This is a genomic window from Moorena sp. SIO4A1 (assembly GCF_010672065.1).
Taxonomy (GTDB): domain Bacteria; phylum Cyanobacteriota; class Cyanobacteriia; order Cyanobacteriales; family Coleofasciculaceae; genus Moorena.
The window spans coordinates 182,407-195,448 of record NZ_JAAHHX010000009.1 but is presented as its reverse complement, the minus strand read 5'-3'; the positions used below and the strand labels follow the sequence as shown (position 1 = coordinate 195,448).

Below are 13,042 nucleotides of genomic sequence, written 5' to 3'. Positions count from 1 at the left end.
CTCTCGACCTACGGTGGAACCACTTTTTTGACATTTCTATGGCGCTCGCGGGATATTCCGTCAGAGAAGCGCGGAGATACCCCCTGGATGTGAAAGCATCTTGCATTGGCGGGCCTTGGTCTATCTTGGTAGACTTTGGTAGCTAAAAAGTATCGGTAACAGTTAAAACTACCTCGTAATTGTGGGCATCCAACAATAGGGCATGGGATTTACCCCTACTCCATGCTCTATTTTGTTATACCTGGTTAACTAATGGTTAACTAAGATGTTCCATAACTGATCCACGGTACTGTTCCACAGTGGCTAGCGTTGTATTGAAGTTTGGTTTTCGAGAGTTGACCGTTGCTTGTTTATCGTCCACATTCAGTCCACATTCAACAGTCCCACCTCTGATTTAAACGGTATAACCGCAACTTAGGATGATGCCAAACAGCGTTATTGATTTGCTGAGTCAAACCATCAGGAAGGATGTTCATCGTTAACAACCATTAACACAATTGAGCTTAAAGAATATGGCAAAACGTTTACTATACCACAGCTTTTGCCTTTCGGGTTTCCTTTTTGGCTCAATTATCAATGAGTAACTCAATTGGGCTAATTCAGGGTGATAGAGAAAGTAGGTGTTCGCTAGAATTAACAATGATCAGCCAGATCAGCAACCTGTAGAAAGGTTTCAGGATTCTGCCTTTAATGACCTCCTGATTCCCTGGCTTAACCCAGATAGTTTTAGGAGACGGTTGAGGCAAGTAATCCAGAGGTCAAAGTGGTATAAGGGTTATCGATTCGCCGTCTTATTGGTGGCTTTGGAACGTTTCAAAGTCATTCAGTTTAGTATGGGACGGCAAGTGGGATCAAAATTGCTAAAGGCTTTTGATTCTCGCTTGACTTATACCCTGAATTCTACCGTTAACTATACCGTTAACTATACCGTTAACTATACAGTGGCGCGGTGGTCAGAAGATGAATTAGCGGTCTTGCTCCAAGACATTAACGATGTCAGTGAAGCTACCTTGGTAGCAGAACAGATTTGCGCTAGCCTGCGATCGCCTTTTTCGATTGATGACCATGAGATCTTTATGAGTGCCAATATTGGAATTGCTAGCAATGACAGGGATGATTACCAACCCTCTGCTCTTCTTGACAACGCCAGTCTAGCTCTTTATCGAGCCAAAATGGAAAGTAACACTGGCTATCAGCTATTTACCCCTGCCATGCGCACCCGGAGTGCAGAGCGGTTGCAGTTAGAAGATAGTTTACGCTTGGGTATTAAGCGCCAAGAATTGCGGCTTTATTACCAGCCGATTGTGTCTCTTGAAACCCATAAGCTGGCTGGCTTTGAGGCACTGGTGCGCTGGGAGCATCCCGAACGGGGACTGCTGTTGCCAGCAGAATTTATTCCGGTGGCAGAAGAAACAAAGCTGATTGTGCCACTGGGTTGGTGGGTACTACGGGAGGCTTGCCAACAAATGTGGCAGTGGCAACAACAGTTTGCCCAATATCGAGATTTAACCATCAGCGTTAACGTCTCTAGCTTACAATTATCCCAACCAGATCTAATCAGTAAAATCGACACAATTTTGTGGGATTCTGGTCTCGATGCCAAGAGTTTGAAACTGGAGATCACAGAAAGTGTACTGCTGGAAACCACTGCAGTGGTTGTGTTGGAGAAACTCAAACAGCGAGAGATTCAGTTGTGCATTGATGATTTTGGGACTGGCTATTCTGCCTTGAGTTACTTGCCAAATTTACCCATTGATATATTGAAAATTGACCGCTCTTTTGTCAAAGGCATGAGTGATGATCACAAACATGGGGAAATATTGCGGTGGATGGTAAAGTTGGCAAACGACCTTGGTATACATGTAGTAGCAGAGGGAGTAGAAACTGAAAAGCAATGGGGACAGCTTTGTGATTGGCGTTGTCAATATGGACAGGGGTATTGGTTTTCTAAACCTTTAAATGCCGAAGCTACTGAAGCCTGGTTAGAGGGTCTAAGTGTGGGAGGAGAAGGGAGTGTGGGAAGATGGGGAGATGGGAATCGGGAATCGGGAATCGGGAATCGGGAATCGGGAACTTCGGATAAAGGAAGATTAGGAACAACAGAGGATTTCTTGGTGTGATGAGAAATCAGGATTGGGTTTGATGATCGACTGCGCGTTTATGATACTGTTTATGATACTTATGAGGTACATTCAATTTTTCCATAGGCCACTCCCGACTCCCGACTCCCGACTCCCGACTCCCGACTCCCGACTCCCTAATGATTCCCAAAGCCGAACGATACTGGCTCAAAAATGCCTACGTACCATGTTGCCTACTGGAAAACAGCAACATTTACCATCGGAATGACCAGGGTTTGTGCTTAGTTGATATTGAAATTAATCAGGGAGCCATTGCTGCAATAGTGCCAAAGGCGATTGTTCCCAAGGGGGAGCAAAACACGATGGTCGAAAAGAGCCGCTACGGGAACGCAAACAGTACCGACAACAGCATTGCAAACAGTGTTGAAGCTAGCACAGATACCAGTAATATACCTAGTCACATCCCCAGTATAGATCTCAGGCAAGGACAAGTATGGCCCTGTTTTCTAGATATACACACCCATCTGGATAAAGGTCATATTTGGGAACGGTCTCCCAATCCTGATGGTACCTTTAATAGTGCCTGTCTGACCGGAGATGCTGATGCCGAAACCTATTGGCAAGGGGAAGATTTATATCGGCGCATGGAATTTGGACTCAAATGTAGCTATGCTCATGGTACCAAAGCTATCCGCACCCACATTGACTGGGTTGGAGAACAAAGTGCGATTAGCCTAGGCGTTTTCCAAACCCTCCAGAAGGAATGGCAAGACAGAATTACCCTACAAGCGGTGTCTCTAGTTACTCTAGATTACTATCAAACTGCCGCTGGTATTACCTTAGCCGATAAAATTGCTGAAATCGGAGGCATACTTGGGGCAGTAGTCTATAAGCAGCAAGAACTGGATGCTCAACTCGATACTGTCTTTTCCCTAGCTAAGGAGAGAAACCTTAACCTAGATTTCCATGCTGATGAAAATGGTAATCCCGATTCCCATTGCTTACGACAGATTGCCAAAGCTGCTATTCGTCATCAGTTTACCGGAAAAATTCTTTGTGGTCACTGTTGTAGTTTGGCAGTGCAACCCTTAGAGGAGGTTGCGGAAACTCTCAAGTTGGTCAAAGCAGCAGGAATTGCTATTGTTAGCTTACCCATGTGCAATCTTTATCTACAGGATCGACAGGCTAACTGTACACCGTCCTGGCGGGGAGTCACCAGGGTCCATGAAATTAAACAACAGGGTATTCCGGTAACATTAGCTAGTGATAATTGTCGAGACCCCTTTTATGGATTTGGGGACCATGATGTATTAGAAGTCTTTACCCAAGCGGTACGGATTGCCCATTTAGATATGCCCATCGGTGATTGGCCCTGTGCCGTAACCAAGACAGCGGCTGATTTAATGGGTTTACCCGAGATGGGTAGGATTGGGGTGGGACTCCCGGCAGATTTGATTTTGTTTAAAGGACGCCATTTCAGTGAACTTTTGTCCCGTCCCCAACATGACCGAATTATCTTGCACCAGGGCCAGCCAATTGATACTACGTTACCGGATTATGCTGAGTTAGAGAATTAATAATTAAGAATTAAGAATTTAGAATTAAGAATTAAGAATTTAGAATGCAGAATTAAGAATTTAGAATTAAGAATTTAGGGAGTCGGGGCAAGAGAATGTAGGGTGCGTTAGGGGCGGGCGAGCCCTAATTTTCCACTTCGAGCGCCAGTATTAGAATAGCCCGCCCCGTAACGCACCACCAAGTAGAATGCTGATGACTATGAGAATTGCTAGATACCAGTTCTCAACAATTCCTGAGCCCATATCCGATTTTTATCTGAAAAAGCTGGTACTGGCTCTTGGTCATAATCGAGTTGGTAATCATAACCCCCTCGTTCATAAACACTATTAATTATAGCTTGTAAATCTACTATCGGTTCAGAATCTTCTGGACGTAACGGTAGGGAAAAAGTTGGTAGTTGCTCTGGCAGATTACAAGTATATAATTCGGCTCGTGGGCGACGCTCCTCTCGACTAACCAAAACCCGATAATCGCTTTCAATAGTATTATCTAAGAGTGGCATTGGTTTCCAGCCTCGTAGCAAATCGATCTCTACTAAATTAGTTAAACTTCCTAACACCCGTTGGCGTTTTTTCAGATAAGTTTCTCTACCGTCACCAGAGCGCTTATTAACTGGAGATAAAACTTCGATAGCGGTTACCACAGCACCGGTAGTCATATCTCTTACTTCCAAATACCCTTGTTTGATTTGTTCAGGCATAGGAACAATTACTGTTACTGGTTTTGTGGTTGGTGGCGCAACAGCAACCTTAGAGGTCGGATAATCTTCAGTATTGGGTTGACGTTTAACAGTAACATCAGTAATTCCAACTAATAAGACATCATCTTGGTTAGTTTTATTAACTTGATAAATGCGCTTTTCAATAGCTACTTTATACTTCGGACGTACCTGAGGAATTAAACACTCAGCAATTAAACTAATCAACCAATGATGTACTTCTGGCCATAAATCCGGATGCTCTAAATACGGATCCATACCGGGAAAGATTGACGGCATCCCTTAACCTCCGATCAGCTCTGTCTTCTAGGATAGCAGGTTAGCAGGATAGCAAGTTAGCAGGTTAGCAGGTTGTTCGCTTTTTAAGCTAGTAAGATCCAAGTTTTTGGGTTTTAGGGAGCAGGGACTAAAGCCATAGGCCACGCTTTGGGCCAAGCCCACGCTGCGCAAACGCCAACAGAGCTTCGGAGCACTGAATTCAGAAGATGGAAGAGGTAAAAAATATGTGTACCTCATGTTGAGGTGGCTCTTTGCCAATAAAAGTCATGGGCTACTGAAAACCTAGTTTTTTTCAATACCCCCTCAGGGACTGCTTACGTATCAGGTAAGGTATAATGGTAAATAATTACCGCACTACAAAAGTAAAAATGATTGGGACATGTATGGAGTTTAACCTCTTTATACTGACCGGTCTGAGGTGAATAAAAAAATAATCTCCATTCCTATTCGGTGATGAAAGCGATGAAAACTAAATCTCAAAAAATCAAATTATACTCAGTAAACGATCTGAAATCACTGTCCCAGTTAGCCTGTATATCATCTGAAACCCGCTTAGCAATGCAAGCTGTTGCTAAAGTGCTACCTTTTCGAGCAAATAACTACATTGTTGAAGAACTTATTGATTGGAAAAATATACCAGATGATCCAATTTTTCGCTTAACGTTTCCCCAGCCAGACATGTTATCCTCAAGGGATTTGAATACCATGGTTCAACTCCTAAAAGACAATGTTCCAGAAAAAATTATGCGACAAACTGCCAATGAAATTCGTCTTCGACTTAATCCCCATCCCGCAGGACAAAAGCAATACAACGTCCCGTCGTTTGAAGGTGAACCTTTACAGGGAGTACAACACAAATATCAACAAACAGTTTTGATTTTTCCCACAGCAGGTCAACACTGCCATGCCTACTGTACATTCTGTTTCCGTTGGCCACAATTTGTCGGACTAGATGATCTTAAATTTGCGACTCGCGAATCGGGTCATTTTCAAGATTATCTACGAGAACACAAAGAAGTCACTGATGTATTGCTTACTGGTGGTGATCCGATGACCATGAAAGCACGACAGCTGGCTTTATATATCGAACCTTTATTAGAAGGGGAATTTGACCACATTCAAACTATTCGCATTGGAACCAAATCACTTTCTTATTGGCCCCATCGATATGTCACCGATGAAGATGCTGATGATTTGTTGCGCTTATTTGAAAAAGTAGTGCAACGGGGTAAGCATCTAGCTATCATGGCTCACTACGAACACTGGCGAGAACTAGATACACAAATCGCTCAAAAAGCAATCCAACGCATTCGAACAACGGGAGGGGAAATTCGGACCCAAGCTCCTGTTGTTCGCCACATCAATGATAGAGCCCATGCTTGGGTAAAAATGTGGCAAATGCAGGTACGCTTAGGCTGTATTCCCTACTATATGTTTGTCGAACGACAAACAGGAGCTAAAGACTATTTTGAAATTCCTTTAGTTAAGGTGTGGGAAATTTATCGTCAAGCAATACAACAAGTATCGGGATTAGGGCGAACTGCTCGTGGTCCGGTAATGTCTGCCTTACCCGGAAAAGTCAAAATTGAAGGTATTAGCGAAATTCAAGGGGAGAAAGTGTTTGTTTTGTCTTTTTTACAAGCTCGTAACCCTCAGTGGTGCAATCGACCTTTCTTTGCCAGTTTTGATGCTGAAGCAACCTGGTTAGGAGATTTGAAGCCTGCTTTTGGTGAATCGAAATTTTTCTATGAAAGCGAGCTAGAAGAAATTTTGACCCGCAAGATGTTGTGAGGCGATTAACACAAGTCAGCTAGGGGCTTTAAGCGATCGCACCCACAACCTAACCAAAAGTTATCATTTATTCCATTCCATTGAGCTAAAGATTTTCAAAATGATTAAGCAATAAGACGTTGTTATTATTCTCAAAGACGGGGAAAGTTTACAATACAATCGCAAAGATTATCTGAATTTCCATCAGGAACTTTCCTCAAAAGACCGAGAAATTAGGATCCTGTACCAAAATGAACCCGTTTTTGATGTTGTCGTTCCGAAAGGGGTGTTTAATCCCTACGGTGGAATTGCTGCTCAAGCGTTTATGAGTGGTGTTTTGAGTGGTATTCTTGATGTCCAAGGAAAGCGGGTGCTAGATCTTGGATGCGGTGCGGGAGTGATTGGCTTTTGCTGTATTTTGAAACAGAGTCAAAAGGTCTTATTTTCTGATCTTCATCCCAACATCGGGGAAATTAAAAATCATCCACTGATGCCAAGTCAAGATCAGGTTAAGGTGCAGGATTTATGTGCAGGAGAAGCCGAGGAAACTTACGATACTATATTTATGCCTTTTCCCAGTCGTTCAATCGAGCGCCCTATCGATCCTGAATCTTACGAAATGGGAATTTTAAGGAATGACGATATCGTATTCAGAGCTATTAGTGACGTGGGCAAAGTATTAGCACCATCAGGAGAATTTGTTTTCTTCTATCGCGTTTTCAATGACCAGTTTCCTTTGTATCTGGAAGTGACGTCTCACTTAGCTAAATACTTCGATTTGAGCACCCTTAAATTACTGTGGTATGTAGGAGAAGCTTCAGGACACGGTTTATTGTTGTCTGTTAAAAAATCTGCTTAGTAAATATGGCGTAGGGTGGGACAATCTGTCCGATTGTAACGGGCAAGATGCCCGTTCCACCCACCGGGTCTTAAAAGCCTTGTTGTTACTATTCCCTATAATCCATTTCCAATTAAAATAAATGGTGCCCAATAAAAGGGATGCTCCAAACCATACTCTACTTTGGTAATTAAAGCAATTTGAGCTTGCCGGAGGGCTTCCGCTTTAGTAACGTTCCCCTGTTTCAAGACCTGATAAAATTTATTCATCAAGGCTTGGGTACCTTCGTCATTAACTGACCATAGGGATGCGATCGCAGCATCGGCACCAGCATTTTGCATCAGATAACCAAAACCGAGGATTTCTTTGCCATCCCCCAATTCTCCCCCTAAGCCGGTTTGACAGGCACTGAGCACCACTAAATCTACATTAGATAAATCCCATTTTTCTTCTACCTGGCTGAGAGTAACGTGACTGCCATCACCAAACAGAATAAAGGAATCTTGTTTAGTTTTGTCGAACAGAGCGTGGGTGGCTAGATGCACTACGGAATAGTCATTCATCTGATAAATGGTATCCCCGTGAAACTCTTTATCGATCAATGTCTTAGTGTTGGGAAAGGTTTCTGCCAGACGCTCTACTTCTGGTTGGGTAAAGGTTAAAGCAGCCAAGTTATGCCGTTTATCCCCTACCGGAATAGTATGGGCTTTGGTGACCGCTGCTGCAAACACGTCTAACTGTGGTGTCGGTTTATTGTCTAGGGATGTTAGGCTCAGAGCAGTAATCTGATTAACTCTCAACCGCTCAATTAGCCATTGCTCCCCATCATACAGTGCCCCTAGGGGAATATAGCGCAATTTGCCATCAGGCGCATAAATAATAGTTTTGGCATTGGCCTTGGCTAAGTCCGCTTCAATCGGTTTAATTAGCCACTCGTACAGTTGCTCGGCGGGAGTTCTGGCATTACGAGCCGGATTTGCCAGGAGTCTGCGGAAGTTTTGAATCGCTCTTTCCAGGTCTTTTTGTTTTACCTTAACCGTGCGCCGAATCGGGGGAGCATAAGGAGTGACTAGGACTAATTCCAAACGGTCATCTAATACTAGGGGATAGAGAATAACCGCATCCTGTTCCAATTGCTGGAGTTGCTCTTGCAATCGTTTAGCATACTTCTTTAAGTCTAAGTTCTCTGCTTCTGTAGTTTCCCTCAATTTTGCCAAGCGAGCTTCTACCTCTGGACTCTTCAGGAAGTCTTGAAAATCTTTGGTTAGCTGGGCTTGATTTTTCCTAAGTTGAATGATTCGCTGTTGCTGGGTTTGGGTGCGCTTATCCCTAACAATAGTTTCTAGTTCACTGAGTTCTTGACCCAGGGCAATGGCTTGGTCGATAATCGGTTGGGTACCTTTGATGATTTCCTGTTCTTCAGTCAGTTCTGTAATGCCATCAACGGTGTTATCATCCCCTCGCACATTACTCAGGTAATCCTGCAACTCCTGCACTTTCAGTAAATCGAGCACCCGTAGGGCTTCTAAGTTGCGATTTTGTTGGGTCAATAAATCAGCCAAGCGGCGATAGTCTTCAGCAACAGTGTTGGTAAAGGATTGTTGTTGTTCAATGGGCAGAACTTTTAAGTCTTTGCGGATTCCTTCTCGGACATTAACGGATTGTTTAAAGAAGGTAATCGCTAATTCCGATTGGTTTTGGGTATCATACAACTTACCCATACCAGCCAGAATTTGCCCTTCCCTTAAGCGAGTGCCAAGGGTTCTGGAAAGGGCTAAGGCTTGTTGATAAGCTGCTAAAGCCTGGGGATACTTTTCTAGGTTAGTGTAAACTATTCCCATATGGTACAAGGTAGAGCTAATCCCAGCTTTGAACCCAATTGTTTGATTAATCTCTAAGGCTTGTTGATGATAGTCTAGAGCTTTAGTATACTCTCCGAGTTTTTCATAAACTCTGCCGATAGTAGTCAGGGTGTTAGCTTTCTGTAGGCGATTACCAATCTGTTGGGAAATAGCCAAGGATTGCTGATAGAATTGGAGAGACTTGGGATATTGTTTTTGTTTTTGGTAAACTAATCCGATGTTACTCAGGGTTCCCGCAATTCCTTCCTTATGCCCAATTTTCTTAAAAATGGCATTAGCTTGGTTGAAGTAGTCCAATGCTTGGGGATAATCTCCCAAATCCAGATAATTCACCCCCATAGAGTTATAGGTGGTGCCAATACCGGCCTGGTCAGCAATCTCTTGACGAATGGCTAGGGCTTTTTGATCATACTCTAGGGCTTTGGGATACTTTCCCCAGTAACCGTAAACTGTTCCGATGTTGCCCAGGGTAGTAGCTTCTGGAGAGCGTACACCTATTTCTTGTTGAATGGTTAAAGCTTGCTGATAATAGTCTAGAGCTTGGCTAAACTCTCCTTGGTCACTATAAACTACTCCGATATTGTTGAGACTTATAGCAAGTCCCTCCTTCTCACTAATGTCTTGCCTAATTTCTAGGGATTGCTGATGATAGTTTAAGGCTTTGGCATTGTCTCCCCGGCTACTGTAAACTAATCCAATATTGCTCAGGATAGTAGCTTCCTCGGAGCGCTCCCCTAGGTCTTGTGCAATCTCTAACGCTTTTTGGTAGTTTTCTAAAGCTTGAGCATACTCACCCTGATTATAGTGAACTTGTGCAATATTATTGAGGATAGTACCTTCCCATGAGGGCTCGCCAATGTCTTTAAAAATAGCTAAAGCTTGTTGGTAGTATTCTTTGGCTTGGTCATACTCCCCCCGAGCAGAGTAAATGAACCCAATATTATTGAAGCTACCAGCTTCCTGGGAGGGCTCGCCAATGTCTTGAGAAATAGCTAGAGATTGCTGGTGGTATTCTAAGGCTTGGTCATACTCACCCTGACTGCTGTAAACTGACCCAATATTATTAAGGGTATTGGCTTCCTGGGAGCGCTCACCAATTTCTTTAAAAATAGCTAAAGCTTGCTGGTAGTAATCTAGAGCTTTGTCATATTCACCCCAAACATTGTAAACTGAGCCAATATTATTGAGGTTAGTAGCAACGTTATGACGACCGTGATCGCCAAACTCTTGGTTAATCGCTAAAGCTTGCTGATAATAGTCTAGAGCTTGGCTATACTTCCCTTGGTTTTTATATATCGATCCAATGTTGTTGAGTTTAGTCGCAATTCCGATGGAGTCGTTTAACCTTTTGCTAATGGTTAAGGCTTGCTGGAAGTAATCTAGGGCTTGGTCATACTTTCCCCAATTGCTGTAAACTCCCCCAATATTATTGAGGAGGGTTCCAGTATTTTTCTGGTCATCAATGTCTTGAGAAATAACCAAACCTTGCTGGTAGGAATCTAGGGCTTGGTCATATTTACCCTGAGATTCGTAAACTTTACCAATAAAATTGAGAGCGATTATTTCTTGAGAGGAGTCTTTGGTTTCTCGGGCAATGGCTAGGAGTTGCTGATAAGAGTCTAGGGCTTGATCATAGTTTCCTTGGCTGATTTGAGCTAGTCCAAGACCTACCAGGATACTTGCTTCAATGGAGGTATTGTTAAGTTTGCGGAAAATCTCTAACGCTTGTTGGTAGTAGTCTATGGCTTGGTCATGGTTGCCCAATGCATAATAAGCTAGCCCAATCCTCCAAAGACTTACACCTTCTCCCGTGAGATTTTCAAGTTTTTTGGAAAGGGCTAAAGTTTGTTGGGAATAGTTTATGCTTTGCTGATAGTTTCCCTTTTCATAGTAAACCTGTCCAATATTAGCAAGGGTACTCCATTCCTGAACTTGATTCTTGACTTCCCGGTGAATAGCTAAAGCTTGCTGATAATAGTTGAGGGCTTGGTCATACTGTTCTTGTTTACGGTAAAGGTAAGCAATATTACCAAGGGTAGTGCTTTCCGCAACCTGATTCTTAACTTCCCGGTGAATAGCTAAAGCTTGCTGGTAGTAATCTAGGGCTTGGTCATACTGTTGCTGTTTATCGTAAACTAAGCCAATATTATTGAGCGCAATTCCTTCCAGCTTACGCTTACCCAATTCGCGGTGAATAGCTAAAGCTTGCTGATAATAGTCAAGGGCTTGGTCATACTGTTCTTGCTTGCGGTAAAGGTAAGCAATATTACCAAGAGTAGTGCTTTCATCAGCCTGATTCTTAACTTCCCGGTGAATAGCTAACGCTTGCTGATAATAGTTTAGGGCTTGGTCATACTGTTTCTGGTTATAGTAAACTAAGCCAATATTATTGAGCACAACTCCTTCCAGCTTACGCTTACCCAATTCTCGCCGAATCGCTAAGCATTCCTGGTAAACCTCTAGGGCTTTGACATACTCCCCTTTCTGGTTGTAAATCCCTCCAATCCAAAATAGAATATTCTGTTCTAATCCCCGAAAACCAGTTGGTTTAGTAATGGCTAATGCCAACTCCAGGGTTTCTAGCCCTTTATCCAATTCCCCTTGATTGTTATACAGTATTCCCTTCAAGGTCAGGGCTACACCTTCCCTTAATTGATAACCCTCTTCTCGACTCAGGGCATGAGCTTGCTCCACAAACTCCCAAGCTTGGCTCAATTTCCCTGACCTGATGTAAGCTAAGCCGATCCCATTCAGAGCGTAGGCTTGATAGTAGCGTGCTAGAATGCGTACGCTTTTCTGAGTCTCACCTACTTCTTTGAGAATACTCAAACCTTGCTCTAACCTATCTAAGGCTTTGTCATACTCTCCTTGGGAGGAGTAAACTGAGCCAAGACTAACCAGTGCATAACCAATCCCAAGCTGATTACCTACTTCTTGGTTAATAGTTAGGGCTTGCTCCAACAACTCCAGAGCTTTAGCATAGTCTTCCTGACTGGAATAAACTGTTCCGATATGGGTCAGGGTTTCCCCTTCTTCCTTTCGCTCCCCTAGACTTTGACGGATTTTCAGAGCTTGGTGCAATGCTTCCAGGGCTTTGGTGTGTTGAGATAATAGATTGTAAACCTGTCCAAGGCCATTGAGAGCTTTAGCTTTACCGGAAGAGTTTTCCAATTCCCGATAAATCGTCAATACTTGTTGATAACTCTCCTTGGCTTGAGGCAACTGACCTTTAACAAACTCTAACCTTGCCCGATCCAATAACTGCTCCGCTTGAGTGGCTTGGTCTAGAGTCGTTTGTGCCACTGCTGGAGCAACTCCCAGAGTTTCCGGGGCTAGGATCGGTGAGAGCAGGCAGAGTAAGCTAGCACTAGCTAGCTTGAGACAGAATACAGGAATAGTAGAGTAAGTACCCATCGACAAATCAGCCACTTGGTAGTTTCTTACTATATATCCTTAGGTGGTGCTACTTTTATGCAAATTTTACTAAGGAAATTTTAAATTGGGTGAGGGAGTAGGGAGTAGGGAGTAGGGAGTAGGGAGTAGGGAGTAGGGAGTGGACGAAAAATTGCTGTGGGAATTAAAGGGTTCGACTCCCCTTCAGTCATTGAAGTCTCTGGTTAACGGTCAACGGTCAACAGTTAACAACAAACCAGACCAGGTAATGACGTCTAACACACGAGTACCCATTTACCGCTAACTAGTACTAGTTTTTCGCTAACTAGTACTAGTTTATCACATACCAGTACTCGTTTCTCGTTAACTAGTACTGGTGTATAACAAATGGGTACTGGTGTATAACAAATGGGTACTAGTTTGTTATATATTAGTACTCGTTTTCGTTAACTAGTACTGGTGTATAACAAACTAGTACTAGTTTTTCGTTAAACTGTACTAGTTTATCACTTAACAGTACTCG

8 protein-coding genes are annotated in these 13,042 nt (G+C 43.2%); 5 read left to right on the top strand and 3 right to left on the bottom strand.

Annotated features, from left to right (window positions below; all coding sequences use genetic code 11):
- Positions 1-620 precede the first annotated feature (620 nt).
- The 3 genes from F6K53_RS10210 (at position 621) to F6K53_RS10200 (ending at position 3,658) form a co-directional block, all read left to right on the top strand.
- Positions 621-2,120, top strand: coding sequence for a bifunctional diguanylate cyclase/phosphodiesterase (locus F6K53_RS10210; protein WP_293080554.1), 1,500 nt, complete (start codon positions 621-623; stop codon positions 2,118-2,120).
- A gap of 61 nt (positions 2,121-2,181) precedes the next feature.
- Positions 2,182-2,349: a hypothetical protein gene (locus F6K53_RS10205; RefSeq protein WP_293080551.1), complete on the top strand. Its 168-nt coding sequence runs from the start codon at positions 2,182-2,184 to the stop codon at positions 2,347-2,349.
- A complete protein-coding gene (locus F6K53_RS10200) occupies positions 2,318-3,658 on the top strand; it encodes a cytosine deaminase (protein ID WP_293080621.1) in 1,341 nt (446 codons plus the stop codon). Before F6K53_RS10205 ends, F6K53_RS10200 begins: the two co-directional genes overlap by 32 nt.
- A 209-nt stretch (positions 3,659-3,867) precedes the next feature.
- Here the strand turns inward: F6K53_RS10200 and F6K53_RS10195 are convergent, their stop codons facing one another.
- Together F6K53_RS10195 and F6K53_RS10190 are read right to left on the bottom strand one after the other, a co-directional pair.
- Positions 3,868-4,656, bottom strand: a complete 789-nt coding sequence (locus F6K53_RS10195; RefSeq protein ID WP_293080548.1) for a DUF4058 family protein — start codon at positions 4,654-4,656, stop codon at positions 3,868-3,870.
- 27 nt (positions 4,657-4,683) lie between these two features.
- Positions 4,684-4,893, bottom strand: coding sequence for a hypothetical protein (locus F6K53_RS10190; protein ID WP_293080545.1), 210 nt, complete (start codon positions 4,891-4,893; stop codon positions 4,684-4,686).
- A 225-nt stretch (positions 4,894-5,118) separates the two neighbouring features.
- Between F6K53_RS10190 and F6K53_RS10185 the strand changes: the two genes are divergently transcribed.
- Both F6K53_RS10185 and F6K53_RS10180 read left to right on the top strand, forming a co-directional pair.
- The gene (locus F6K53_RS10185) at positions 5,119-6,447 is read left to right on the top strand and encodes a lysine 2,3-aminomutase (protein WP_293080542.1); all 1,329 of its coding nucleotides are present in this window, start codon (positions 5,119-5,121) and stop codon (positions 6,445-6,447) included.
- Between the two features lie 265 nt (positions 6,448-6,712).
- Positions 6,713-7,285 (top strand): methyltransferase, encoded by a 573-nt coding sequence (locus F6K53_RS10180; protein ID WP_293080539.1) that lies wholly within the window; start codon positions 6,713-6,715, stop codon positions 7,283-7,285.
- Between the two features lie 95 nt (positions 7,286-7,380).
- Here F6K53_RS10180 and F6K53_RS10175 read toward each other — a convergent pair whose 3' ends face one another.
- Entirely contained in the window at positions 7,381-12,555 is a 5,175-nt protein-coding gene (locus F6K53_RS10175; protein ID WP_293080536.1) for a tetratricopeptide repeat protein, read from the bottom strand.
- Between the last annotated feature and the right edge of the window lie 487 nt (positions 12,556-13,042).